Consider the following 24,948-nt stretch of genomic DNA (forward strand, 5'->3'; position numbering starts at 1 on the left):
TTTCAGCGATGCATTGTATGCATCGGTTTTTCTTAATTGATTGAAAGAGGAGACAAAATGTCCAAGCGAATTGCTTATGTAACAGGTGGAATGGGTGGCATTGGGACCCCAATTTGTACTCGTCTTTGCAAAGATGGTTACACTGTGGTCGCTGGCTGTGGTCCAAATTCGACGCGCAAAGATCGTTGGTTGGCTGAAATGCGCAGCAAAGGTTTTGATATTCACGCATCTGAAGGCAATGTTTCTGATTGGGAGTCGACCAAAGCCGCTTTCGAAAAAGTTAAAGCTGAGATTGGTGAAGTCGATATTCTGGTGAATAACGCTGGTATTACGCGTGACGGGCAGTTCCGGAAGATGTCTAAGTCTGACTGGGACGCGGTCATTGATACCAATCTGAACTCCCTGTTCAATGTGACTAAACAGGTTATCGATGGGATGGCCGACCGGGGTTTTGGACGGATCATTAATATTTCATCGGTGAATGGGCAAAAAGGCCAGTTTGGTCAGACTAACTACTCGACTGCTAAAGCCGGTATTCACGGTTTTACTATGGCGTTGGCGCAAGAAGTCGCGACTAAGGGCGTTACCGTGAATACCGTATCGCCTGGTTATGTCGGTACTGATATGGTGCGATCAATTCGTCCTGAGGTTCTTGAAAAAATCATTTCAGGTATTCCAGTCAAGCGTTTAGGCGAGCCAGAAGAAATCGCTTCGATTATTGCCTGGATTGCTTCGGAAGAAGGCGGTTATGCTACTGGTTCGGATTTCTCCCTGAATGGTGGTCTGCATATGGGGTAAGCAGTAAGTCTGACCGAAAGGTTGGAACGAAGGCTAAATCAGCCGTCTGCTCTCTCTCGTTGTCTTTGTTGTCTGTAAAACTTTAGTGACGTGTGGCAAAATCTGCGCACGTTGCTAAATAGACTGTCTGGACCAACCTTGCACGTGTTGCGAAGTTGGTCTTTGTCTACCGGTCGTTTTGCAATAAACCTGTTAATCCCACAATTTGGCGCAATTGGCGCAATATAGTATGTATGCTCACCGTGCTACGACCGGTGGCATGCATTGTGTCAGGTTGCTAACTTTACTTATTTAATGTGAATGCGTTAATGCGCGATAAACTGGAAATTCCTATGACTACTACAAAAAAAATTTCGGTGCGCTTGATAAAAAAATATCCAAATCGTCGCCTATACGATACGCAAACCAGTTCTTACATCACATTGACTGATGTAAAGCAATTAGTTCTCGATAACGAAGATTTTGCAGTAATCGATGCAAAGAGCGATGAAGATTTGACGCGTAGTATTTTGCTGCAAATTATCCTGGAAGAAGAATCTAACGGCACGCCGATGTTTTCCAGCGCGGCGTTATCTCAAATTATTCGTTATTACGGCCATGCGATGCAGGGCATGATGGGATCGTATCTGGAAAAAAATATTCAGGCGTTCATTGATATTCAAAACAAACTCACTGAAAACTCAAAAGGTTTTTATGAGGGAAAACCGTTTAGCCCTGAGATGTGGGCACAGTTTATGAATGTTCAGGGGCCAATGATGCAAGGCATGATGAGTAATTACATTGAGCAAAGCAAAACCCTGTTTGTACAAATGCAGGAGAAAATGCAAAATCAAAGTAAAAATATGTTTGGTACGTTTCCTTTCGTGCCCCCGGTAGTAGAAAAAGACAAAAAATAATAAGTAGGTTTAAGTGATTGGATATTGGTAATATTTTGTCAATTTCCATGCGTATCCGGTTTCGCTAGATTTAAATGCAGGCGTTAATGCTTGCTATAGCAATAACGCAAATGTGTGCTGCTAGCTGGGAATTTACTATTTTGAGCTAATTTGCTGACCTGAATTGGTCGGCGAGTTGGTCAGTAGCTGCATAAAAGCGCAGCACTGCCTCCAAAATTAAGCATGCCAAACCAGGATTTAATCCAACACTATCTTGCGCTTTGAGAACTTAAGCAGGTTCTGAGGCGACCATGTCAGCGGAAGGGGTACAATAGCGCCTTCGCTTTGTCCCCCCATTTCTCCGCCATGTCAAATGTTACTCCAGCAGCCCCTCCGGCCGCCCCTAAAGTTGGTTTCGTCTCCCTCGGATGCCCGAAGGCTCTAGTCGACTCCGAGCAAATCCTTACCCAATTACGTGCTGAAGGCTACGAGACTGCCAAGTCATACGATGGTGCCGATCTCGTAATCGTAAATACTTGCGGCTTTATCGACGCCGCTGTGCAAGAGTCTCTGGACGCTATCGGTGAAGCTCTCAGCGAAAATGGCAAGGTGATTGTCACTGGTTGTTTAGGGGCGAAGAAAGATGCGGCTGGTGACGATATCATCACCAAAATCCATCCGAAGGTTCTGGAAGTTACCGGTCCTCATGCGCTGGCTGAAGTGATGTTTGCAGTACATAAGCATTTGCCAAAGCCGCACGCACCATTCTTTGATTTAGTCCCATCGCAAGGCGTGAAGCTGACGCCGAAACATTTTGCGTATCTGAAAATCTCTGAAGGCTGTAATCATCGTTGTAGTTTTTGCATTATTCCATCGATGCGCGGTGATCTGGTATCGCGCCCAATCGCCGATATTATGTTGGAAGCAGAAAATCTTTTCAAAGCCGGTGTCAAAGAATTATTGGTTATTTCACAAGATACAAGCGCCTATGGTGTCGATGTTAAATTCCGCATGGGTTTTTGGAATGGTAAACCGGTCAAAACCCACATGACGCAGTTAGTGACGGCTTTGGGCGATTTGGCTAGCCAATACGGTGCATGGGTACGTTTGCATTATGTCTATCCATATCCACATGTCGACCGAATCATTCCGCTGATGGCAGAAGGAAAAATCTTGCCATATCTGGACGTGCCATTGCAGCATGCGCACCCAGATGTATTGAAGCGGATGAAGCGTCCTGCTAATGGCGAAAAAAATATCGAGCGTATCCAGGCCTGGCGTGCCATGTGTCCCGATATCACTATTCGATCGACGTTCATCGCAGGCTTCCCCGGTGAAACCGAAGCAGAGTTTGAATATTTGCTGGATTTCTTGAAAGAAGTTGAGATTGATCGTCTGGGCTGCTTTGCTTATTCGCCGGTTGAGGGAGCAACGGCTAACGATATCGCTAATCCTGTGCCGGAAGAATTGCGCGAAGAGCGGCGTGGTCGCGTTATGTTGTTGCAGGAAGAAATTTCCAAGAAACGCCTGCAAGCCAAAGTGGGCAAAACCATGCGCGTATTGATCGATGCGATTGATCGTAGCGGTGGTGTTGGCCGCTCCAGTGCCGATGCGCCGGAAATCGACGGCGTGGTGTATGTTAAGCCGCCGTTCGAACCACATAAAAAATTAGTCATTGGTGAGTTTGTCGACGTCACCATCACCGCTGCAGATTCTCATGATTTATGGGGAGCTGCATGACGAAAAGGCATCGTGTTGTTTGTCGCGCTGTTTTAACGGCGACATTATTCGCGGCTTTACCTTTTGGATACGCAGCGCCAGTTGCGGGTGCTGTTGCCCGGCAGGCTGCTGCGGCGAACTCAACGACAGTTACGCCAGTGGCTGCTCAGGCGCCAGTATCTGGCGATCTGTTTGCCAAGCCACTCACGTTGCGCGGTACGTTGGGTGATGCGACGATTGAAATGCATCTGCAATTAAAGCCGGACCCAACCGAGGGCTTGCAAGGCACATATTTCATCATTGGACAAACTTCCAAAGTGCTAGTAGCTGGCGAGTACGAGGGCAGCGATGTAATAATGGAAGAGTCGATAAACGGCAAGGATGTATCCGGTGAATGGTCCGGCAAGTTCGATGGTGTCTCTTTCAGCGGCACCTGGTCGACTATCGATGATGCGATCACAAAATCGTTTGTTTTAAAAGTTCTTCCAGCATCCTCGCGATAGCAATTTAGCGCCAAATAAAATAGGACATGCAAAAACATTCTGCATGTCCTCATCATCCGATAAAGCCGTGTCAATCGCGGCGAGGTATTCATCAACCGGGTAACGCCACATGACCAAAAAATCGCCGCAAACCTCCTTAATCCATAGTGAATATAGTGCTCCAGCAGGCTTTGGTGCATTTACCGTGCCTATCCATCATGCATCGACTGTATTGTTTAAGGATGTGGCCTCGATGCGTGCGCGTAATTGGCTCGATAAGAGTGCGTATAACTATGGTTTGCACGGAACCCCGACCACTTTCACGCTAGAAGCGCGGTTGGCCCAGATTGAGGGCGGCGAGTATTGCCGTCTCGCCCCCAGTGGTTTAGCTGCGATCACATTGGTGGACTTTGCATTTTTAAAGAGTGGCGACGATGTGCTGGTGCCGGACAATGTATATGGTTCAAATCGGGTATTGAGCGATTGGTTGTCGACTAATTTTGGGATTACTTCGCGTTATTACGATCCGATGATCGGTGCTGGAATTGCTGATTTGATCCAAGCGAATACTAAACTTATCTGGACCGAAGCGCCGGGATCTGTGTCGATGGAGATACCGGATATTCCTGCAATTTGTGCTGCTGCGCATGCACGCGGCGTATTGGTGGCGCTGGATAATACCTGGTCGGCGGGATTGGCGTTTCGTGCTTTCGACCATGGCGTTGATATCGTCATGCAGGCACTGACAAAATATCAATCGGGTGGCTCAGATGTGCTGATGGGCGCTGTTATTACACGCGATCCTGCATTGGCCAAGTTGGTAGAAACGGCTTTCAATAATCTGGGCTTGGGCGTCGGCATGGATGACGTCTATCTCGTCTTACGCAGTTTGCCGACGATGAAACTGCGTTTTGAAGCGCACGATGCCAGTGCCCGTATTGTGGCCAGCTGGTTTAAAAATCGGCCTGAAATTACGCGAATGTTGCATCCGGCTTTTTCAGATTGCCCCGGCCATGAAATATGGAAGCGCGACTTTACGGGCGCCGCAGGTTTGTTCTCTGTATTGTTTGATAAACGCTATTCTGAAGAGCAAACCGATCGCTTTGTCGATAGCCTGAAACTCTTTAAGATTGGTTTTAGCTGGGGTGGTTCGAACAGTCTGGCCGTGCCATATCGTATGCAGAACATGCGGAAAGATTGGAAAGATCAGGGTATTTTGGTGCGTTTCAATATTGGACTGGAAGATACTCAGGATCTGATCGCCGATATTGAGCAGGCGTTATCGCGGTTGTAAATGTAAAAAATGGCGCGGTTTTTTGAAAACCGCGCCATTTAGCTTAGAGTCTGTAACATATAAATAGCGTTAGTGAAGCCGGTTACCTGATAACTCAGCAGATTTTTTGATGCTTCGGTGGATAGGTTGTGATGGGGCGAATAGCCAAATGCCATCCAAAAAGGCTGGGATTGCTGAACTGCTACTAGAGCGCTCGAACCAAGTCCGGCGCTGCGGGCGTATGCCAACGCCGTCTTTACCAGTGCTTGCCCGGCGCGCTGTCCGCGCAAGCGCGGCGATACTGCCAGGTCATGCAGATACAGGCAGTCTGGATTTGAGGCTACTTCGAATGTCGCGTTCAGCGCAGTCACCATCCCCCGGTGCGACGGATAGCTAAATAAATAGGCCGATGGCGTGTCATCGTGCTCTAACAACCAGCAAGTCTGCTGGCTGCTTTGCAATCGCATCAAAATAACAGCTTCCGGTTCCGTCATGGAAGGCGGATAACACGCCATTTGGATTTGCAGCAAGGCCGGGACGTCCTCGGCAGACATGCGCCGTACCGAGAACGCTGGCTTGTTGATGTCAGAAGTCATGCTAATGATCGTGATTAAACTGGCATAGTTTTATTATCATTCAGATCGAGCAAGCCTTTGATCAGGCGATAGGCTTTCCATATCCACGCAACTCCCCATATCAGCAATGCTACGGGGACGCCGATGACAGTCACAAATAGAACGCCGCCGATGATGACCCATACCAGATACCACCAAAATGAGCGAATTTGCCATTGATGATGACTATAGATAAACGTGTTCGCTGCATCTTCTCGTTTTATATAGTTGATGATCAGCGGAATAAAAGAAAACAGACCTAAGGAAAATACGAAGCTGAGGCCGTGACATATATACAGCCACCATGCGAGATTTTTTAGGGAGTGGGTCTTGTTATCGAATACTAATTCTTGTGTCATCGTAGCGATCCTTCAAGTAAATGATGATGGTGAGGAATGATAGATGCGCTGTAGTTATCAGTATGACTGCGCAAAACCGTATTGGCTGATCGAGGTTTTGGCGTCGAGGTGAGCGGGTCACCTCGACACATCCGCTTTGATACATTCTTCCTCGGTAAGTTTCGAGACGGTCGCTACTGAGGCGATTTAATGACAATCCCAATCAGGCCAATATTGGCAAGATGCCGTCTAATCCGACAAAATTCAAGGCCAGATTTGCTTGCGCGCGGACGACCGGCTTAGCACGAAAAGCCACGGAGAGACCGGCGATACCCATCATCTTCAAGTCATTCGCACCGTCGCCCATGACGATGGTCTGCTGCGCAGTAATGCCTAGCTCGGCACAAACACGTTCTACGGTGCGTTGTTTTTCATCTGCATTCACAATGCCACCGATCACTTTGCCCGTCAGTTTGCCGTCGACGATTTCCAATTGATTGGCGTGGGTGACATCAAGGCTCAGGCGGGCCTTTATGCGATCGGTAAAAAAAGTAAAACCGCCCGAAACCAAAAGGGTCTTGATGCCAGCTGCCTGAATTGCGGCCAGCATTTTTTCAGCGCCGGGCGAAAGCTGTAAGCGTTCGTCATAGACACGCTGCAAAGCGGACGCATCCAAACCTTTTAGCAAAGCTACCCGACGCAGCAAACTCTCGTTAAATTCCAACTCACCTCGCATCGCGGCTTCAGTGATTTCCGATACCTGCGGTTTGAGGCCGTACATATCCGCGATTTCATCGATGCATTCGATGTTGATCAGAGTTGAATCCATATCCATTGCTAACAGCTTGAAATCAGACAATTTGCGCGTGGGCGGCACGAAGGCATAGTCCAGTTGCGCCGCATGACAGGCTGCATCAATCTGCGCCTTCAGGTCATCCGAATAAATGACATCCTCGCAGCGCCAGACTGTTGGCGAGATGAGCGTAATTTTGCTTGCGGCTGACAAGGTGGCGATTGCGTTGGCGGCGGAGCTGTCTGGGCTAAGGCTTTGGAGGATGAGATGCATGTTATCTGTCTTTCGGCGTTCTTTATCGCGGTGGTCTATTAAAAAATATTTCAATTCGCCGACCCCTATGTTGGTCGGCTTATGATTGCTGCTATGTTTTTTACTGGCCGATCAGTGCCCGGATGGTTGTCTTGATTTGATTTACACGGGCGCTCAGATCGGGCATGTTGATTGTAATGCGCAATTTATCCTGCCCATTGAGTTTGATATGCCGATTTTTTTGAATTAACTCAATGATACGCATGGCGTCGATTGGTGGATTCGGCGCGAATTGTAGCAAAGCCGCTTCGGAATGGGCATCGATTTTAATGATGCCAACCGGCTTTGCAGCCACCCGCAGCCGATGGGTTTCGATGAGCGCTTTGGCCGGATCGGGCAATTTGCCGAAGCGATCGATCAATTCCTCTTGAAGATCATCAATCTTGTCCTGCGCATTGCAATTTGCCAGACGCTTGTAAAGCGATAATCGTTCGTGCACATCGCCGCAATACTCATTGGGAAGCAAGGCCGGTACATGCAGGTTGATTTCTGTCATAGTGGACAGTGGCGCTGCCAGATCAGGTTCTTTCCCATTTTTGAGTGAGCGGACGGCCTCGTTGAGCATGTCTGAATAGAGTTGGAAACCAATTTCGTGCATTTCGCCTGATTGGTTGTCGCCTAGTACTTCGCCAGCACCGCGGATTTCCAGATCGTGCATCGCCAGATAAAAACCGCTACCGAGCTCTTCCATTTGCTGGATGGCGTCGAGGCGGCGCTGTGCAAGCTTGGTTAGTCCTTGCACGTCATGGACCAGCAAATAAGCATACGCTTGATGATGCGAACGACCAACGCGACCGCGTAACTGATGTAATTGGGCCAGTCCGAATTTGTCTGCCCGATGCATGATGATGGTATTGGCGGTTGGTACGTCGATACCGGTCTCAATAATCGTGGTGCACAGCAAAATATTGAAGCGCTGGGCGACGAAATCACGCATTACTTTTTCCAGATCACGTTCGTGCATTTGGCCGTGCGCGATGGCAATCCGTGCTTCCGGTAGCAATACTTCCAGCATGGCTCTACGGTTTTCAATGGTATCGACTTCATTGTGCAAAAAGTAGACTTGACCGCCGCGCTTGAGCTCTCGCAAACAGGCTTCGCGGATGGTCGATTCATCTTCGCTACGAACAAAAGTTTTGATCGCCAGACGTTTTTGCGGTGCGGTCGCAATAATGGAAAAATCGCGTAGTCCCTCAAGCGCCATGCCAAGCGTGCGAGGAATCGGCGTGGCGGTGAGTGTCAGTACATCGACCTCGGCCCGCAACGACTTTAGCGCTTCTTTTTGACGTACACCGAAGCGATGTTCTTCATCAATGATGACCAGACCCAGACGGGCAAATTTGACGTCATCGGATAACAGTTTATGCGTGCCGATGACGATATCGATCGTACCGTCCTCCATCCCTTTCATCGCCTGCGTGATCTCTTTGCCAGATCGGAAGCGCGATAGCTCTGCAATTTTTACCGGCCAGTCGGCAAAACGGTCGGCAAACGTCTGGGCATGTTGCTCTGCGAGCAGCGTTGTCGGTGCCAGAATCGCGACCTGTTTGCCGCCCAACACCGCTACAAAAGTAGCGCGCAAGGCGACTTCGGTTTTGCCGAAACCAACGTCGCCGCAAATTAAGCGGTCCATCGGTTTGCCGCTGGTCATATCGCCGATGACAGCGCTAATGGCGGCGGCTTGATCGGCAGTCTCTTCGAAGCCGAAACTTTCGGCAAAAGTAGCGTAATCGTGGGCCGAATACTCAAACGTGTGGCCCTGACGCAGAGCGCGGCGCGCATACAAATTGAGTAGTTCTGCAGCGGTGTCCCGGACTTGTTGCGCTGCTTTGCGCTTGGCTTTTTCCCATTGGCCGGAGCCAAGAGCATGCAAAGGCGCATCCTCTGGCGATGCGCCGGAATAACGTGAAATGACGTGCAATTGCGATACTGGAACGTATAGTTTCGTATCTTTCGCGTATTCCAGATGCAGGAATTCGGTTTCGCCTTCGCCCAGATCCATACTGGTCAACCCCATATAGCGGCCGATACCGTGATGAATATGAACCACCGGATCGCCGATTTTGAGTTCGGATAAATCGCGGACCATCGACTCGACTTGCGTCGCGCCTTCTTGTTTCTTCTTGCCGATACGACGCCCTGAACCAGCGTAAAGCTCAGTTTCGGTGATAAAGGCAACATCGTTGAGTTCAAATCCCGCATGCAGCGGTGCGACGCCCAGCATCAATTTCGCTGACGAGGTCACGAAATCAGCATAGCTTTCAGAGAGTGTCAGCGAGAGATTGTATTCGTTGAAATACTGTTGCAGCGTCTCGCGGCGACCGTTGGACTCTGCGCAGATCAGAACGCGAAGATTGCTTTGCAGCAAGTAAGAGCGCAAATTAGTCAGCGGATCATCGACGCGACGATTAACAGCGATGTTCGGTATCGGGGCCGATAATTCCGACGCACTGTCGCTGGCTTGAATGATCCAGCGTCCGTGCGGTTTGGCTAAGGTAAAAAAGTCTTCATCGCTGAGAAAGATCGTTTCTGGCGCGAGTAATGGTCGTTCTCTATCTGATTTTAAAAACTTGTAGCGTGACTGGGTATCGCTCCAGAAGCGCGTAATAGCGTCATTGATATCGCCAACCAGCGCGAAAGTGGTCGTGCTTGGAAGGTACTCGAACAAGGTTGCGGTGCCGTCGAAAAACAGCGGCAGATAATATTCGATCCCGGCTGAGGCGATCCCGTTGCCGATATCTTTATAGATGGCCGAGCGGGATGGATCGCCTTCGAACACTTCGCGCCAGCGACTGCGAAAGGCGGTGCGGGCTTTGTCATCCATAGGAAATTCGCGGCCAGGCAGCAAGCGTATTTCTTTAACGGGATATAAAGAGCGTTGCGTATCGGCGTCAAAGGTGCGGATAGTCTCGATGGTGTCGCCGAACAAATCAATCCGGTACGGTAATACCGATCCCATCGGAAAAATATCGATCAAACCGCCGCGAACAGAATATTCGCCGGGCGATATAACTTGGGTGACGTGGCTGTAGCCCGCTAACGTTAATTGTGACTTTAGACGTGTTTCGTCGAGCGTTTCACCTTGTTTAAAAAAGAAAGTATAAGCGGCGATGAATGACGGCGGTGCCATCCGTACCAGTGCGGTCGTTGCCGGTACGATCAATACATCGCAATGACCATTCTGAACTTCGTATAGTGTGGCAAGACGCTCTGAGACCAAATCCTGATGCGGCGAAAACGCATCGTAAGGCAGTGTTTCCCAATCTGGCAGCAAATGGCAGCGCAGATTGCTTTGAATCTTCGGGGCTTGCTGATGTGAGGTGGTGTCGTGCTTTCCTTTTTTGCTCTCGCTTGTGGCGTCGGCTTCATTCTGCTGTTGCCCGGCAAACCATGGAATTTCCGATAGCAAACGTTGCGCATCGGTGGCGTTTGCCACCACGATCGTCAGCATCTGTTTGCGCGCTTTGAGCGCCAGCGCGGCGTGTGCCAGCGCATAGGCATCGGCGGAGCCATGTAAGTTTGGCAGCGCAAAACGCGCTCCGGGCTTAGGCAGAGATTTTTCTAGATCAAAATGCATCGGGCTGTGGGTTTTGATGTGAGAACCTATTCAAGAACTAACTACACGGTGATGATCAAAGCGCTTGTGCTGTTCAACATCCCGGCCCACGCGAGCAGGCATCGGTTCAGCGGAATCTTGCCGATTACGATAGCAGCTTTAACAATGGCTGCGGTTCATATTCTGACTTCAAGATAATGCGTCTGATGGAGGACAAAAAAGCCACAATTTACTAGCATAGCCAGTTAAAATTCAGAGCAACATTATAAACCACGCACCAATTGTCTATTCGTCAGCCTGATTACCCGTTTTTTGTCGAGATTGGCTGCATTTTTGAAAGCCAAATAGTGTGATGACTTTATTTGGTCATGGCATCTTTGGCGAGTCTCGGCCGGTTAGATATTTTGCACAGGCTGGACGCCGCGTATGGCACGGTTGTAATGTCAGATTAAATTTTCCTTTTTTTATTTTCAATAGTGCATCGCATGACATCGTCACGTAACTTTGCTCTGATTCCTGCTGCTGGTGTTGGCGCTCGCATGGGAACCGCATTTCCTAAACAATATTTGCCGCTTGCTGGCAAGGCCATGCTGCGGCATGTACTGGATACCTTTGCTGCCTGCAGCGCGATTACGCATACTTTCGTTGTGGTAAGTGCCGAAGACGGCTATATCGCCGATATGATGACGATTGCGCCCGCTTTGAAAGATCGGGTAACGGTGCTTTATCAGGGGGGCGAGAGTCGTCATTTATCGGTGCTGAATGGGCTGAAGGCCATAGGTAATCTGTTGACTAACGACGATTGGGTGTTGGTACATGATGCTGCGCGCCCCGGACTAACTGTGGCGTTGATTGAGCATTTGATTGATGCGTTGCATGATGATGCAGTCGGCGGCTTATTGGCATTGCCGGTGGTCGATACGCTCAAGCGTAGTGAAGTACTTGATGACCGAAAACCGGATACCACGGGCACGCGGGTGCGGGAGACCGTATCGCGCACCGCATTATGGGCAGCGCAAACGCCGCAAATGTTTCGCTACGCTTTATTGCATCGGGCATTGGTTAGCGCGTTGGATGGGGCGAAGCCTATTACAGATGATGCGAGCGCGGTCGAAATGCTCGGTCTTCAGCCAAAGCTGGTAGAGGGAAGTCCGTCTAATTTTAAAGTGACGTTGCCGCACGACGTTGCATTGGCAGAAATGTTTTTGAGGGGGAAAGTATGAGTTTTCAAGCAGGATTTCGTATTGGGCAGGGCTACGACTGCCATGCGTTGGTCGAGGGCCGGTTATTGATTATCGGCGGTGTCACTATTCCTCATCGCACTGGATTGATGGGGCACTCGGATGCCGATGTGTTGCTGCACGCCATTATTGATGCGCTATTCGGGGCCGCTGGTCTAGGTGATATCGGTCGCCATTTTCCTGATACGGATAGTCAGTTTGCTGGTGCCGATTCCCGTAAATTATTGCGCGAGACGGTCCGTCGCATCAGCGTGTCAGGTTTTGGAGTGGGCAATATCGATTGCACTATCATTGCGCAAGCACCGAAAATGGCGCCGCATATTCCTCTGATGGTGTCGCAAATTGCGGACGATTGCGGTATCTCTTCGGGTCAGGTGAATGTAAAAGCAAAAACTAACGAAAGACTCGGCTACCTCGGAAGAGAAGAGGGCATTGCAGCCGAGGCGGTGGTACTGCTATTTCGGCTATAAACATTTTTGTTAAGCAAAGTAGCGTATCCGTGTAACGCTACTTGCCCCCGTTGCGGGCTAATGGCAGAGTGATTTGAACTGATAACCCGCCGCCGCTACGATTGTAGAGTTTTAGTTTTCCATTGTGGCGCTTGACTACGCGATTGACGATGGCCAGTCCTAAGCCCGATCCATTTGCTTGTCCGCGTGCCGTATCCAGCCGTGTAAATGGTCTGAGTAAACGCTCCATTTCATCCTCTGGTACACCAGGACCGTGATCAGAAATATCGATCAATATTTTGTCGTGCTGCAGTGTCGCGGTGACATCGATAACGACGACTGTAGCATCGTCGGCTTTGCCATATCGGCGGGCATTTTCGATGAGATTGGTGAAAACGCGGCGTAACTCTGTTTCATTTCCTTCGACGTACAAGTTTTCTGCGATTCTTGAATGTATCTCGACATCGGTATGGCGCGCCGCATTTTGCTCAACGTCGCGCAGGAAGTCAGTCATATCGATAGCGGTAAAACTGCTGATGTCCGTGGGTTTAGCGTAATCAAGAAATTGACCGATAATGCCATCCATTTGCGCCAGATCGGACTGCATGCCAGTGCGTGCTTCGTCTGATAAGTAGGCCATCTCAACTTCAAGCAGCATCCGCGAAATAGGCGTTCGCAAATCGTGCGAAATGCCTGCCAGAATAATTGCACGGTCAGCATCGACGCGTTGTAAATCGTCCACCATTTGATTAAAGCTGCGATTCGCTTCTTCAATTTCGGTCGGGCCGGTTTCAGGCAAGCGGTCTGGCTGCTCACCTTTGGCGACTGCCCGCGTGGCGGCGGTCAGTCGCGCCAGTGGCTGGTTAATTAACGCAGAGACAAACATCGCCCCCAATAGCGATAACAGCATGGCGGCGGTAGCCCATTGAAACCATTGGAAGCCGGAGCTACGCTCAACGCGATCGCGGTCCAGCATCAGCCAGTATTGATCTTCATCTATCGTAAAGCTAATCCAAAAGCCGCCGATATCGTTAACACTGGCAGAAAATTTCGTTTCATTTCCTAAGCGCGCCCGTACTTCGGCTTCGAGTTCCGGCATCACCGCACTATCCGGCGGCGGTTCAATTTTATCGTTTTCTTCCAGCGGATAAATGCGTATCCCTTCATTGCTGGCGAGGTCGAACAGCAACTCTCGGCGCAGGTCAGGGGCAGAGTGGGTGAGGGCGGCACGCGTAATGGTGACGACCGAAATTATTTGTGCGGCCAATTGTTGCGCGCGCGGGCCGCGCTCAACAATACGAAAACTGGCGACCCATACCACCATGCTAACGGTGATAAGGAAAGCCATTAAAAAGAAGGTGCGCCACAGCAACCCGCTCTTTAGCCAAGCCAAGCGGTGAGGTGTGGTCATATCAGCGTGGCTGTCCTTCTGGGATAAAGACGTAGCCCAGACCCCATACGGTCTGGATATACAGCGGATTGGCAGGATCAGGCTCGATTAGTTTACGTAGCCGTGAAATTTGTACATCGAGACTGCGATCAAATACTTCATATTCGCGACCGCGTGCTAATTCCATTAATTTCTCACGCGATAAAGGCTGACGTGCGTGTCGGGCAAATACTTTGAGGACCGAAAACTCTCCGGTTGTCAGTGGCACCGATTCGCCGCTTTTCTTTAATGAGCGCGTGCCCAGATCGAGAATAAATTCGCCGAACTCAAACGATTGCGGCGTTTCGGACGGCGCGCCCGGTAACTCGTCAGGGCCTTTGCGGCGTAAGACTGCGCCGATGCGGGCGACCAACTCACGGGGATTAAACGGTTTTGGCAGATAATCGTCAGCACCCATTTCGAGGCCGACGATCCTGTCCACATCTTCGCCTTTCGCGGTCAGCATAATGATAGGGGTCTGGTCGCCAGCACCGCGCAAGCGTCGACAAATGGCAAGGCCATCTTCGCCCGGTAGCATTAAATCCAGTACTAACAGATCATAACGCTCGCGTATCCACAGCTTGTTCATTGCCTGTGCATTTTCGGCGGTGACAACCTGAAAGCCTTGTTCAGTCAAATAGCGACGCAATAAATCTCGCAGGCGGATATCATCATCGACCACAAGAATCTTATACTGATGCGCGTTAGCGGTTTGCGTTGGGGTGTTGGGAGTATTCATAGTCGTATGGTAACGTCAGAGGGCACAACAAAAATATACCGGAAGAGCATGAATTACAAAGTGTTACAAACTTTACCAAATACCTCTTATAGCAAAAAGTGCGTGGGCTTACACTTGGATTGTGACGGGTAAATCTTAACCGTTATCCAGCATTCACAGAAGAAAAACGTTATGAATATGATGTTCCGGAAAATGAGTCTTTGTTTGTTGCTCCTGGCTGCGGCGGTGAGTGCTAGTGCACGCTCCGATCGTCAGCGCGAGGAGCAGCCGCAACAACGCGCTCCGCAACATTATGAACCTCAGCGCGATAGTAGTCGTGCTCCGGAGTGGCAGAATGACCGTGGCAACAAAGATGCAGGTCAAGCCGTTCCGCGTGGCCGTTTATCGCCAGATGAGCGACGTGCATTACGTCAACAAATTAATGAGGTTGGGCGTGATCTTTATCCTCCGCGACGCTGATTCACTAATCTGAAGATGTTTTTACTTAACTGATCGTTTGAAATTCTCCTACTTTTGATGAAATAAAAAAGCCGATGACGAAAATCATCGGCTTTTTTCATCGAATTTTGAAGAGTAGCGGGTATTTGTAGTATATAAAGTTGTAAACCAGAAAGGGGTTGCAAGATTTCTCTTGCAACCCCTATATTTTCTGGTGCGGCTGGCAGGAATCGAACCCACGACCCCTTGGTTCGTAGCCAAGTACTCTATCCAGCTGAGCTACAGCCGCGAAAGAGCAGCATTGTATATGTATTTTGTTTAAATGGGTAAAAATTGTGGAGAAATATTATTCGCGCTGAATGATGGTTTTTTTACCGCCGAAAATTACCTCATCCGCCGTTAATAGCTTTGATTCCATGAAATATTGGGTCTAGTCATTTCGGCTGCTGTAAACCAGAAAACGGTTGCAAGATTTCTCTTGCAACCGTTTTGTTTTCTGGTGCGGCTGGCAGGAATCGAACCCACGACCCCTTGGTTCGTAGCCAAGTACTCTATCCAGCTGAGCTACAGCCGCGAAAGACAAAATTATAGCTGAGCTATTTCAATTTTGAAAGAGATATATTGCGAATGAATCATGATTTATGAAGAAAAGAATTTTTTAGCGGTTTTGGGCTGTAAGTAACAACAATAGTTGCCGATCGGTGCATGCGCTTTTTCTGGTTTGGCTTTGATGGTCATTCGGACGGCTTTGGTTGAATTTTGAACATATGATTACGCAAATTTCATTGTAGTTGGGTCACGAGGATCGGCACGATGATACAATCAAACAATAATCATTATCATTTACTATTCAGGAAAGGTTCACGTAATGCGACTGAAATTTAATGCGAAATTTTTATTGGTGGCTTCGGTATTAACTGCAAGCTTTGTCGGCAGTGCAGTTGCTGCAGAGTATCCGATTGGTAAGCCACAGATTCTTAATGGTCTGGAAGTAGCTGCTGTCTATTTACAGCCTACCAAGATGGAACCTGAAGGCATGATGCGCAAGGCGGAAGACTCCGACATTCATGTCGAAGCAGACATCCATGCGGTAAAAAATAATCCAAATGGTTTCGCAGAAGGTGATTGGATGCCCAATCTGGTGATTGCGTATCAGTTTACTAAGGCAGGTTCTAAGCAAGTAATTAAAGGCGACATGATGCCTATGGTCGCCACCGATGGTCCGCATTATGGCGATAACGTTAAGCTGGCCGGTCCGGGTAAATATACGTTAAAGATGATGATCTCGCCGCCGTCTGCAAATGAGCATGCACATTTTGGCCGTCACGTTGATAAGGAAACCGGTGTTGCTCCGTGGTTTAAGCCGTTTGAAGTCAGTTACGATTTTGTGTTTGCTGGTGTCGGTAAAAAGGGCGGCTATTAAATGCTGATCTGTTACTAAATGGGTGTGCGCGGGACCATAGCGGCCTTGCAATGGTCTTGCGCTGGTCTTGTAATCAAGCGCACATTTAGCAGCGTCAAATAAGCTTTTTCGATCGGGAGTGATATCGATGTTGGTGCAAAAAATGCGTGTGTTATTTACCTTGGGTTTGTTGGTTGCTGCGGGGGCTTCATTGGGGGCAGATCTGCCGACGTTCAAACTGGAGATGAAAGATGGTGTGTTAACGCCAGCGCGAATTGAAGTTCCTGCTGGTAAGAAAATCAAGATTGAAGTTCATAACACCGGTACTTCTGCTGTTGAGTTTGAAAGTGTCCAGTTGCGTAAGGAAAAAGTGCTTGCACCGGGTGCAGATTCATTTGTAGTCATTGCACCGTTATCGCCGGGTGAATATAAATTCTTTGACGATTTTCATCCAAACGCGAAGGGCTTGATTGTCGCTAAATAGCAGCGTTGACAAAGCGCAGTTATGTATCAGGTCTAACATTTTTTCTTGACTTTGGTCGTGGCGGTTAGGCAGTTGAAAATTGCGATCTGGATCATTCCCGATCTGGACGCGCTACAGTGTATTTAGTATAGTGCGCGAGCACTGATAACGTAGTAACGGAGAAATAACGATGGGTCAGGTAATGTTCATCGTCTGGCGTGAAAGCGTCGAGGCATTGTTAGTAGTTGGCATATTGCACGCATGGCTAAAGAATGGCGGTGTTGATGCACGTCGGGGTTTGCCTTATTTATGGGCTGGTGTCGGCATTGGCATTGTTGCCGCAATCGGCCTGGGCGCCGCATTGTTAGGTTTCAGTGAAATTCTTTCTGGTGATGCACAAGATTATTTTCAAATTACGATGGTGCTACTAGCAGCCGTTTTGATCGTGCAGATGGTGTATTGGATGCGCAAGCATGGACGCACCCTGAAGCGAGAAATGGAAAGCTCGCTGAAAGAGAACTTAAAGTCTGCTAACTGGTGGGGCGTGACCGCACTAGCGGCGTTGGCGATTGCCCGTGAAGGTAGCGAAACGGTCATATTTCTATACGGTCTCGGGCTTGGACAGCATGACAGTATGGCGATGATGGTGTTGGCGGCAGTGATTGGTTTTGCGCTAGCGTGTCTGACGTTTTATCTGTTGCAACTGGGCGGAAAGATTTTTTCATGGCGCCGGTTTTTTCAGGCCACAGAAGTTATTTTACTGTTCCTCGCGGCAGGCCTTTTACTGACAGGTATTGATCGCTTAATGTCCCTGGATATTATTCCGTCGCTGATTGATCCTCTTTGGGATAGCTCAGCGTTGCTGGATGATAGTAGTACCTTCGGTAACTTGGTGGCGACCTTAACAGGCTATCGGGCACATCCGGCATTGATGAGCCTGCTTGTTTATGTTGGCTATTGGGTTCTCGTGCTGCTGTTTCTGAAACGGGCTACCCCAAAAAAATCTTCACAGGCGCAACTGGCGACCTAATCTAATGAGTACGTGTTCTAGTTCAATTGCATCTTCGGCCCCCACCACCCGGCTGGCACGCACCGGGGAGTGGATGCGCTTGCATGCGGGTTTAATTCGTGGCATCCAATGGGGTGTAGTGTTGATTTATGGGTTGTTAATCCTGGTCCCCATTTTTCTACCTTTGCCAGATGAAACAGCGCATATATGGTCTAACCTCACCCTAATTGCCCAATTTGCATTTTGGGGAATCTGGTGGCCTTTCGTATTGATCAGTATGGTCTTTATGGGGCGCGTATGGTGCGGCGTGCTATGTCCCGAAGGTGCATTGACCGAGTTTGCTAGTAAATATGGCAGGTCCTTGCCAATCCCGCGCTGGATGCGTTGGGGAGGGTGGCCGTTTGTTGCGTTTGCGCTGACCACTGTGTATGGTCAGATGGTAAGTGTTTACCAATATCCTAAGGCAGTCCTGCTGGTACTTGGCGGTTCTACTGTCGGCGCGATTATCGTCGGTTATTTGTATGGTCGGGAAAAACGTGTTTGGTGTAAATATCTTTGCCCTGTCAACGGTGTGTTTGGTTTGCTGGCGAAGTTGGCACCGTTTCATTACAAAGTGAATGAAACAGCTTGGCGCGCTTCATATAATACGCACGGTAAAAAAACGATTGCCATAAATTGTGCACCGCTTGTGCCATTGCGTGCAATGACAGGCGCTGCTGATTGCCATATGTGCGGACGTTGCAGCAATCATAGAGACGCAATTGCGTTGACATGGCGTCCTCCGACATTGGAAATCGTTAAGCTTGGCGCGAAGCAAAACAGTTTATGGGAAAGCACTTTAGCGCTATATGGTTTGATGGGAGTCGCGATCGGTGCATTTCATTGGTCGGCAAGCCCTTGGTTTGTTGTAATTAAACAAGCGATTGCTACTTGGTTAATTGATCGCGACATTATGTGGCCGTTTGCAACCAATGCACCGTGGTGGATTTTTACCAATTATCCGGCGCAAAGTGATGTATTCAGTTGGTTGGATGGTAGCCTTGTCGTTGCTTATATTTTAACAACTGGCGTAGTAATGGGCACCGCGTTGTCTTTGCTATTTGCGCTTAGTACGCGGTTATTAGGCAATTGGGATCGCAGCCGCTTTAATCATCTGGTCCAGTCGACGATTCCGTTGGCTGCTTGCGGTGTGTTTGTCGGTTTGTCCGCTACGACTGTAAGCTTGTTGCGAGCTGAACATTTACCGGTTTTCTGGGCGAATGATCTCCGTGCGGCTTTATTAATCGCCACCACTTTATGGAGCGTATGGCTGGCATGGCGCGTTACCGGTCAATATGCTTCTGCACCTGCCCGTCGTTTGTTAGGTATGGCACCAGTGATAGCTGCTTTGGGTTTGGTTAATTTTGCCTGGTTGCTGATGTTTTGGTTGTGGTGATATTGCTGGTTTTAATGACTTTTCAGGAAGCGATTAATAGCTGCTAAGTCTGCACCACGCTCATATCCGCGTTCAGACCTACATTCGACCTCAGACTGATCGTCCAATATGTAATTAATGGCACCGTAAGGTGCCATTTTGCTTTTGATGAGGGTTCTGCAAACTTACAATCTGTGGTCTGTATTTATAAGTATGTAAATGTCTGATCAGCAAATGGGGTTCAGGCAGAGTAAAATGTGCCGCTGTACCCCACGAAGTGCCGCTTAATCGATCTTCTTCGCTTTTATTGCCTGCTTTTCTAATATTCGACCGGCATATAAGCAGGACTTCATCTAGCGCACATTAATCGTTTTTACATCCCTATTTCTACTTCTCCATCATGGTTCGTCCTCGTTTTTTGCCTGATAACTTTACGCTCTTGCTGGTCCTTACCGTCGCGATTGCAAGTTTTTTGCCTTGCAAAGGAGAAGTCGCCAAAGGGTTCAACGTAGTGACGACAATTTCAATTGGTTTGCTCTTCTTCTTTCACGGCGCGAAGTTATCGCGAGAAGCGGTGATTGAAGGCGCGATGCACTGGCGGCTACATTTAACAGTATTAGCGTTTAGTTTTGTATTGTTTCCAGTACTAGGATTGGTCTTTAAACCGATTTTCTTGCCGTTGGTGACGCCAGATTTATATCTCGGCATTTTGTTTTTATGTACGTTGCCGTCGACAGTCCAGTCCTCTATTGCATTTACATCCGTCGCCCGCGGCAATGTTCCTGCCGCCGTATGTAGTGCATCTGCGTCCAATCTGATCGGCATATTCCTGACACCTGTTTTAGTCGGTTTGATCGTCGTTTCACACGGGCAGGGTCAAGGATCGTTTGGATCGATCATGAATATCGTACTGCAATTGTTACTACCATTTGTTGCTGGTCAAATTGCACGCCGTTGGATCGGTAACTGGATTGATAGCCACAAAGTTGTATTAAAGGCTGTCGATCAGGGATCGATTCTGCTAGTGGTCTATACCGCGTTTAGCGAAGCGGTGGTGCAGGGACTGTGGGGGCAGTTGCCGCCGATCTCTTTGATTGGCTTATCAGTGGTGTTATTGGTGCTGCTGTTTACGATGCTTGGGATTGCAACATTTCTTAGCCGTCGTTTCGGCTTCAGTAAAGAAGATGAAATCACGATTGTATTTTGCGGCTCTAAGAAAAGCTTAGCTAGCGGAGTGCCGATGGCAAACGTGTTATTTACAAGCCATACGGTTGGGATGGTTGTGCTTCCACTGATGTTGTTTCATCAAATTCAATTGATGGTCTGTGCGGTTCTGGCTAAACGTTACGCCGAACGTCCGCGCAAACTGGCAGAGCCGATTATTCCTCAAAATGAATCGTCATCTGTTTAATCTTTAGATTGATGGTGACTATATGATGGATTGGTTGCCATCCCATCATGAAAAATAATCCGGTATTAAAGGCATGAAACACGCTTCCCTTAACACCGGATTGTTCACCGAATCAAGGTGCAGGATTGGGTTGACGCGTATGTATCGCTTCAATTTCTTGAAGCACTTCATCACTCAATTTAATACTGATACTGTCCAGATTATTCTGCAATTGCGCCAGTGTGGTTGCGCCCACGATATTGCTAGTAACGAAACCACGGCTATTCACGAAGGCTAGTGCCATTTGCGCAGGGTCGAGACCATGTTTTTGTGCCAAGGCAACGTAATCGCCGGCTACCCGTTCAACTTGTGGATTGGTATATCGGGTGAAGCGGTTAAACAGCGTCAAGCGGCCATTTTCAGGTCGGGCGCCGTTCAAATATTTGCCGGACAAGACGCCAAAGGCTAGCGGCGAATAGGCGAGTAAACCTACATTTTCCCGATAAGAGAATTCAGAGTGGCCAATTTCAAAAGTCCGGTTCAGCAAACTATAGGGGTTTTGAATTGACACGATCCGTGGCAGGTCGAATTTTTCTGTTGCGCGAATAAATTGCGCCATACCCCAAGGAGTCTCATTTGAAATCCCAATATGGCGTATTTTTCCATCCTTAATAAAATCCGCAAGTATCGTCAATGTTTCTTCGATAGGTACGGTAATTTCATCCGGGATATGGCTGTAATTTAAAGTGCCGAAACAATTTACGCTTCGATCAGGCCAGTGCAATTGATATAAATCGACGTAATCTGTTTGTAGTCGTTCCAGGCTGCCGTTCAGCGCCTCAGTTAAACCCTTGCGATCAAAATTATTGATGCCATCACGGACATGGCGTGGATTGTGCGGTTTGCGTGCAGGACCGGTGGCTTTTGTCGCAATTAGCACCTGATCTCGTTTGCCCGTTTTTTTTAGCCAGCTGCCGACATACTGTTCAGTCAAACCTTGAGTTTCCGGCCGCGGTGGCACCGGATACATTTCAGCGACGTCGATCAAATTCACGCCGTGCGCTAGCGCCATATCAATCTGGGCATGCGCTTCCGATTCGGCGTTTTGCTCTCCCCACGTCATCGTACCAAGTGTGATCTCACTAACTTTAAGATTGCTTCGCCCAAGCTCCCGATATTGCATTGTGTGTCCTTTTGTCGCGATGGCTTCTATAAAATAATAGAAGCCATGCATGGGTAAACGGTTGAATTTTTTTGATTGAATTGATGCCAGCAATCAATGCAATGCAATGGAATTGGCCGCAATCGTTGCGGTCCATTCTCTGATTCAAAGTATAGCGTTATCCAGCAATCGTTGCAGCGTGCGCCAAGTCGTGCGCATTGCGTGTTTATCGCGCCATATAGCTATCGTTTTCATTTTTTCGGCAGCGGTTGTTCGGCGCTATGTGTGCCAGTAAGTCGATCGACTTTAAACAATTCGGGGAATAAACGTATCCATAGGCCTACGACGACTATTGTGCCAATGCCGCCGATCAAGACTGCTGTCACCGGCCCAAACCAGGATGCGGTGAGGCCTGATTCAAATTCGCCTAACTGGTTTGATGTGCCGATGAAAACCGAATTGACCGCGCTAACGCGACCGCGCATGGCATCCGGTGTTTCGAGCTGAACAAAGGATGATCGTACTACCACGCTAATCATGTCGGATGCGCCGAGCACGACTAAAGCCGCAAGCGAAAGTATCATCGAACGTGATAACGCAAACACAATCGTGGCGATGCCGAAAATTGCCACGGCGATAAACATGCTGCGTCCCACGCGTTTGGTCAGCGGGCGACGCGTCAGATACAGCGCGACGGACAATGCGCCAATCGCAGGCGCGGAACGTAGAAGTCCTAGCCCGAGCGGACCGGTGGCAAGGATATCGTGCGCGAAGATGGGTAATAAAGCAGTCGCACCGCCGAGTAAAACAGCGAATAAATCCAGTGAAATAGCACCCAAAACGGCCGGGCGACTTTTGATGAACGCAATCCCTGCAAATAGCGATGTTAAGGTTGCTGGCTCACGCTTTGGTAATACTGTTTCAATGCGGATGAGATTGACAAGGACGCTTGAAATAATAAACGCCGCGCTGCTGGTGGCGTAGACAGCGCTGGGACCTAACGCGTAAATAAAGCCGCCCAGAGCCGGTCCGATAATAATCGCGGTCTGCGTTGCAGAAGCTGACCATGCTACCGCGCGGGGCAACAACCGGGCAGGGACTAAGCCCGGGACCAGCGCTTGCATAGTCGGTGATTCAAAGGCACGGGTGGCGCCGATGATGAAGACTATGACGAAAATCGCTTCCTTATTGAGCCAGCCTTGAATGCTGCCAATAGCCAGCGTCGCAGCTGCTAATCCTTCTATGAATAAACAGATACGTGCGATCTGACGGCGATCGTAACGATCTGCGACGTGGCCGACGACTAACGCCAAAAATAGCGCGGGGAGAAACTGTACTAGCCCAACTATACCGAGGTCAAAAGCACTCCCGGTCAGTTGATAAACCTGCCAGCCAACGGCGACAATTTGCATTTGATTGGCGATGGTAGAGGCAACGCGGGCACGCCAAAATAAGGAAAAAGGTAGGTGGCGCAGAACGGAATCGGAATCGGGTGAAGGTTGCGTATCGGTGGTGGCAGACATGAGGGAAAATGGTGTAAGGCTAATGGCGGATAGATGGTGTTGGTGGTGCCTGCGGACGAAACAGCTGTAATACTAAATGGGTAAACCTTTATCGCAATCGTGATCTGCAGTTTTACAACACATGACGCGGTCGATAAAACGTGCACTTATATTACTGTATTTGACGTTGTCTGCTTGCTAAATTGCTTAGATTGCAGAGTTTGAATGCAAGGAGGGATGCCAGTAGAAAACAGGTATGGTGAGTCGATAATTAATACTGTGACGGGACTTTGCCTATGAGAAGGCGAATGTCAGATGGCGTGGATAGTCGTCGTAATGGTGCGGCCATCATTCAGAAACAACGCAGGAAAGCACCAATTAGATGGGTATTTAGATGGGTATTCGAATTATTTAGTTATTTTTTAAACGATAATAATTGCCATTGATCATGTTTATCAGTTATAAAGATGGTAGAGCAAGAAGTTGGCTGATTAACAGGAAACTCCGTAGCAAGTGTTTTAAGCGTTATTCATCAAGTAACACTATTTTTCTTTTTAGTGTATTTTGATAATTTGTCCGGTATAATACGGAATCGTTTAAGATTCGAGCTAGTGGTGCAGTATTGGTCTGTCATTCCTTTCTTGCTTTAAACGATCTAACGGGCGCAAGCCCAACTTAACTGAAATAGGAAATGTAATGGCAACTGGTATTGTTAAATGGTTCAATGATTCAAAAGGTTTCGGTTTTATCACTCCTGATGAAGGTGGTGAAGATCTGTTCGCTCATTTCTCCGCTATCCAATCAAACGGCTTCAAGTCGTTGCAGGAAAACCAACGCGTTTCTTTCGAAGTTACTGCTGGCCCTAAAGGCAAGCAAGCTTCGAACATTCAGCCTATCTAATAGCTGAATCAAGCGTTTACTAAAATCCCTGGTACGCCGGGGATTTTTTTCGTCCTACTTTTTGTGTCGTTTTTGTTTCACTTTAGTTTTGATCCTCACTGAATTACTCGTCATTCGGCGATATGTAGTTCGTTCTTCCTACCTCATTATTTCGCATTCGAGGGCGCTTTGTCCCCGATAATTATCTTTAGTTTGCCATCCTTTTCGCTGCACAAGATCGCAACCATTCTGCATACTTTCCGCCATCGAACTGGTCCGATTGTCTGAGTTTCCGAAGCAAGACACACCTAATCCGCTATTGTTTATCAAGCGCTATTAGTGCTTGCCATGACGCTCAAATACCATCGCATGAAAATTCTTCATGGTATCGATGAAAAAATTTGCGCTCAACGTTGCGAAATCTGCGGATAGTACGTACTCATTTTAAAAATTATCTTGTTGTCAGGAAGTTGTAAGGGTGGACTGAAATGCTGCGTTTGTCTGATATTTTTTTGAACCAGATTAAATTATAAAATTTGGCAAAACCGCTCAGGGAAATGTTGGCAAGTACGTGTAAGTTCAGTTGGAATGAAACGATTTGCGGCTAGCCACGCGCTTTTTTTCGTGACAAGGGCGGAAGTTAAAAAGCCAGTCACGCATGACAAATAACA

The 24,948-nt window shown here is 48.4% G+C and carries 22 protein-coding genes and 2 tRNA genes; 14 read left to right on the forward strand and 10 right to left on the reverse strand.

Going from position 1 to position 24,948, the window contains the following annotated elements; all coding sequences use genetic code 11:
• Positions 1-57 precede the first annotated feature (57 nt).
• The 5 genes from C7W93_RS00855 to C7W93_RS00875 all read left to right on the forward strand — a co-directional run bounded on the left by C7W93_RS00855 (position 58) and on the right by C7W93_RS00875 (position 5,168).
• Positions 58-798 (forward strand): 3-ketoacyl-ACP reductase, encoded by a 741-nt coding sequence (locus C7W93_RS00855; RefSeq protein ID WP_108438332.1) that lies wholly within the window; start codon positions 58-60, stop codon positions 796-798.
• 332 nt (positions 799-1,130) lie between these two features.
• Complete coding sequence (phaR, locus tag C7W93_RS00860; RefSeq protein WP_108438333.1) at positions 1,131-1,694, forward strand: polyhydroxyalkanoate synthesis repressor PhaR; 564 nt, start codon at positions 1,131-1,133, stop codon at positions 1,692-1,694.
• A 345-nt stretch (positions 1,695-2,039) separates the two neighbouring features.
• Positions 2,040-3,413 (forward strand): 30S ribosomal protein S12 methylthiotransferase RimO, encoded by a 1,374-nt coding sequence (gene rimO, locus C7W93_RS00865; protein WP_108438334.1) that lies wholly within the window; start codon positions 2,040-2,042, stop codon positions 3,411-3,413.
• On the forward strand, positions 3,410-3,895 hold the full coding sequence (locus tag C7W93_RS00870) for a hypothetical protein (RefSeq protein WP_108438335.1): 486 nt from the start codon (positions 3,410-3,412) through the stop codon (positions 3,893-3,895). Before rimO ends, C7W93_RS00870 begins: the two co-directional genes overlap by 4 nt.
• A gap of 109 nt (positions 3,896-4,004) precedes the next feature.
• The gene (locus tag C7W93_RS00875) at positions 4,005-5,168 is read left to right on the forward strand and encodes a cystathionine beta-lyase (protein ID WP_108438336.1); all 1,164 of its coding nucleotides are present in this window, start codon (positions 4,005-4,007) and stop codon (positions 5,166-5,168) included.
• A 38-nt stretch (positions 5,169-5,206) separates the two neighbouring features.
• On the opposite strand, the gene C7W93_RS00880 is transcribed toward C7W93_RS00875, so the two are convergent.
• The 4 genes from C7W93_RS00880 to mfd form a co-directional block, all read right to left on the reverse strand.
• Entirely contained in the window at positions 5,207-5,743 is a 537-nt protein-coding gene (locus tag C7W93_RS00880) for a GNAT family N-acetyltransferase (protein WP_108438337.1), read from the reverse strand.
• A gap of 14 nt (positions 5,744-5,757) precedes the next feature.
• Entirely contained in the window at positions 5,758-6,120 is a 363-nt protein-coding gene (locus C7W93_RS00885) for a hypothetical protein (RefSeq protein ID WP_108438338.1), read from the reverse strand.
• Between the two features lie 202 nt (positions 6,121-6,322).
• Complete coding sequence (gene serB / locus C7W93_RS00890) at positions 6,323-7,165, reverse strand: phosphoserine phosphatase SerB (RefSeq protein WP_108438339.1); 843 nt, start codon at positions 7,163-7,165, stop codon at positions 6,323-6,325.
• A gap of 100 nt (positions 7,166-7,265) precedes the next feature.
• Positions 7,266-10,781: a transcription-repair coupling factor gene (gene mfd, locus C7W93_RS00895; RefSeq protein ID WP_108438340.1), complete on the reverse strand. Its 3,516-nt coding sequence runs from the start codon at positions 10,779-10,781 to the stop codon at positions 7,266-7,268.
• 464 nt (positions 10,782-11,245) lie between these two features.
• Here mfd and ispD point away from each other — a divergent pair, with 464 nt between their 5' ends.
• On the forward strand, positions 11,246-11,983 hold the full coding sequence (gene ispD / locus C7W93_RS00900) for a 2-C-methyl-D-erythritol 4-phosphate cytidylyltransferase (RefSeq protein WP_108438341.1): 738 nt from the start codon (positions 11,246-11,248) through the stop codon (positions 11,981-11,983).
• Positions 11,980-12,471 carry a 2-C-methyl-D-erythritol 2,4-cyclodiphosphate synthase gene (gene ispF / locus C7W93_RS00905; RefSeq protein ID WP_108438342.1) on the forward strand — a complete coding sequence of 164 codons (492 nt, stop codon included), beginning with the start codon at positions 11,980-11,982 and terminating at the stop codon, positions 12,469-12,471. Before ispD ends, ispF begins: the two co-directional genes overlap by 4 nt.
• Positions 12,472-12,508: 37 nt before the next feature.
• On the opposite strand, the gene C7W93_RS00910 is transcribed toward ispF, so the two are convergent.
• Together C7W93_RS00910 and ompR are read right to left on the reverse strand one after the other, a co-directional pair.
• Positions 12,509-13,861: an ATP-binding protein gene (locus tag C7W93_RS00910; protein ID WP_108438343.1), complete on the reverse strand. Its 1,353-nt coding sequence runs from the start codon at positions 13,859-13,861 to the stop codon at positions 12,509-12,511.
• 1 nt (position 13,862) lies between these two features.
• Positions 13,863-14,618 carry a two-component system response regulator OmpR gene (gene ompR / locus C7W93_RS00915; RefSeq protein ID WP_108438344.1) on the reverse strand — a complete coding sequence of 252 codons (756 nt, stop codon included), beginning with the start codon at positions 14,616-14,618 and terminating at the stop codon, positions 13,863-13,865.
• A gap of 171 nt (positions 14,619-14,789) precedes the next feature.
• On the opposite strand from ompR, the gene C7W93_RS00920 reads away from it, so the two are divergent.
• Entirely contained in the window at positions 14,790-15,077 is a 288-nt protein-coding gene (locus C7W93_RS00920) for a hypothetical protein (protein ID WP_108438345.1), read from the forward strand.
• Positions 15,078-15,268: 191 nt separating this feature from the next.
• On the opposite strand, the gene C7W93_RS00925 is transcribed toward C7W93_RS00920, so the two are convergent.
• Positions 15,269-15,345: transfer RNA gene (locus C7W93_RS00925), tRNA-Arg, on the reverse strand.
• A gap of 208 nt (positions 15,346-15,553) precedes the next feature.
• Positions 15,554-15,630 (reverse strand) — tRNA-Arg (locus tag C7W93_RS00930).
• A gap of 294 nt (positions 15,631-15,924) precedes the next feature.
• Between C7W93_RS00930 and C7W93_RS00935 the strand changes: the two genes are divergently transcribed.
• From C7W93_RS00935 to C7W93_RS00955, 5 genes are all read left to right on the forward strand, one after another.
• Entirely contained in the window at positions 15,925-16,479 is a 555-nt protein-coding gene (locus C7W93_RS00935) for an iron transporter (protein ID WP_108438346.1), read from the forward strand.
• Between the two features lie 142 nt (positions 16,480-16,621).
• A complete protein-coding gene (locus C7W93_RS00940) occupies positions 16,622-16,942 on the forward strand; it encodes a cupredoxin domain-containing protein (RefSeq protein ID WP_108440399.1) in 321 nt (106 codons plus the stop codon).
• 169 nt (positions 16,943-17,111) lie between these two features.
• Complete coding sequence (locus tag C7W93_RS00945; protein ID WP_108438347.1) at positions 17,112-17,951, forward strand: FTR1 family protein; 840 nt, start codon at positions 17,112-17,114, stop codon at positions 17,949-17,951.
• A gap of 73 nt (positions 17,952-18,024) precedes the next feature.
• Entirely contained in the window at positions 18,025-19,365 is a 1,341-nt protein-coding gene (locus C7W93_RS00950) for a 4Fe-4S binding protein (protein WP_225869831.1), read from the forward strand.
• A gap of 379 nt (positions 19,366-19,744) precedes the next feature.
• Positions 19,745-20,755: a bile acid:sodium symporter family protein gene (locus tag C7W93_RS00955; RefSeq protein ID WP_108438349.1), complete on the forward strand. Its 1,011-nt coding sequence runs from the start codon at positions 19,745-19,747 to the stop codon at positions 20,753-20,755.
• A gap of 112 nt (positions 20,756-20,867) precedes the next feature.
• On the opposite strand, the gene C7W93_RS00960 is transcribed toward C7W93_RS00955, so the two are convergent.
• Positions 20,868-21,917: an NADP(H)-dependent aldo-keto reductase gene (locus tag C7W93_RS00960; protein ID WP_108440400.1), complete on the reverse strand. Its 1,050-nt coding sequence runs from the start codon at positions 21,915-21,917 to the stop codon at positions 20,868-20,870.
• Positions 21,918-22,147: 230 nt separating this feature from the next.
• Positions 22,148-23,419: an MFS transporter gene (locus C7W93_RS00965; RefSeq protein ID WP_108438350.1), complete on the reverse strand. Its 1,272-nt coding sequence runs from the start codon at positions 23,417-23,419 to the stop codon at positions 22,148-22,150.
• Between the two features lie 675 nt (positions 23,420-24,094).
• Here C7W93_RS00965 and C7W93_RS00970 point away from each other — a divergent pair.
• Entirely contained in the window at positions 24,095-24,298 is a 204-nt protein-coding gene (locus C7W93_RS00970) for a cold-shock protein (RefSeq protein ID WP_010398811.1), read from the forward strand.
• Positions 24,299-24,948 lie beyond the last annotated feature (650 nt).

This window comes from Glaciimonas sp. PCH181, from assembly GCF_003056055.1.
GTDB lineage: Bacteria > Pseudomonadota > Gammaproteobacteria > Burkholderiales > Burkholderiaceae_D > Glaciimonas.

Excerpts from the sequence above, each read along its gene's own strand:
- C7W93_RS00855 (WP_108438332.1), top strand. The coding sequence starts at position 58 with ATGTCCAAGCGAATTGCTTATGTAACAGGTGGAATGGGTGGCATTGGG.
- phaR (WP_108438333.1), top strand. The coding sequence starts at position 1,131 with ATGACTACTACAAAAAAAATTTCGGTGCGCTTGATAAAAAAATATCCA.
- rimO (WP_108438334.1), top strand. The coding sequence starts at position 2,040 with ATGTCAAATGTTACTCCAGCAGCCCCTCCGGCCGCCCCTAAAGTTGGT.
- C7W93_RS00870 (WP_108438335.1), top strand. The coding sequence starts at position 3,410 with ATGACGAAAAGGCATCGTGTTGTTTGTCGCGCTGTTTTAACGGCGACA.
- C7W93_RS00875 (WP_108438336.1), top strand. The coding sequence starts at position 4,005 with ATGACCAAAAAATCGCCGCAAACCTCCTTAATCCATAGTGAATATAGT.
- C7W93_RS00880 (WP_108438337.1), bottom strand. The coding sequence starts at position 5,743 with ATGACTTCTGACATCAACAAGCCAGCGTTCTCGGTACGGCGCATGTCT.
- C7W93_RS00885 (WP_108438338.1), bottom strand. The coding sequence starts at position 6,120 with ATGACACAAGAATTAGTATTCGATAACAAGACCCACTCCCTAAAAAAT.
- serB (WP_108438339.1), bottom strand. The coding sequence starts at position 7,165 with ATGCATCTCATCCTCCAAAGCCTTAGCCCAGACAGCTCCGCCGCCAAC.
- mfd (WP_108438340.1), bottom strand. The coding sequence starts at position 10,781 with ATGCATTTTGATCTAGAAAAATCTCTGCCTAAGCCCGGAGCGCGTTTT.
- ispD (WP_108438341.1), top strand. The coding sequence starts at position 11,246 with ATGACATCGTCACGTAACTTTGCTCTGATTCCTGCTGCTGGTGTTGGC.
- ispF (WP_108438342.1), top strand. The coding sequence starts at position 11,980 with ATGAGTTTTCAAGCAGGATTTCGTATTGGGCAGGGCTACGACTGCCAT.
- C7W93_RS00910 (WP_108438343.1), bottom strand. The coding sequence starts at position 13,861 with ATGACCACACCTCACCGCTTGGCTTGGCTAAAGAGCGGGTTGCTGTGG.
- ompR (WP_108438344.1), bottom strand. The coding sequence starts at position 14,618 with ATGAATACTCCCAACACCCCAACGCAAACCGCTAACGCGCATCAGTAT.
- C7W93_RS00920 (WP_108438345.1), top strand. The coding sequence starts at position 14,790 with ATGAATATGATGTTCCGGAAAATGAGTCTTTGTTTGTTGCTCCTGGCT.
- C7W93_RS00935 (WP_108438346.1), top strand. The coding sequence starts at position 15,925 with ATGCGACTGAAATTTAATGCGAAATTTTTATTGGTGGCTTCGGTATTA.
- C7W93_RS00940 (WP_108440399.1), top strand. The coding sequence starts at position 16,622 with ATGCGTGTGTTATTTACCTTGGGTTTGTTGGTTGCTGCGGGGGCTTCA.
- C7W93_RS00945 (WP_108438347.1), top strand. The coding sequence starts at position 17,112 with ATGGGTCAGGTAATGTTCATCGTCTGGCGTGAAAGCGTCGAGGCATTG.
- C7W93_RS00950 (WP_225869831.1), top strand. The coding sequence starts at position 18,025 with ATGCGCTTGCATGCGGGTTTAATTCGTGGCATCCAATGGGGTGTAGTG.
- C7W93_RS00955 (WP_108438349.1), top strand. The coding sequence starts at position 19,745 with ATGGTTCGTCCTCGTTTTTTGCCTGATAACTTTACGCTCTTGCTGGTC.
- C7W93_RS00960 (WP_108440400.1), bottom strand. The coding sequence starts at position 21,917 with ATGCAATATCGGGAGCTTGGGCGAAGCAATCTTAAAGTTAGTGAGATC.
- C7W93_RS00965 (WP_108438350.1), bottom strand. The coding sequence starts at position 23,419 with ATGTCTGCCACCACCGATACGCAACCTTCACCCGATTCCGATTCCGTT.
- C7W93_RS00970 (WP_010398811.1), top strand. The coding sequence starts at position 24,095 with ATGGCAACTGGTATTGTTAAATGGTTCAATGATTCAAAAGGTTTCGGT.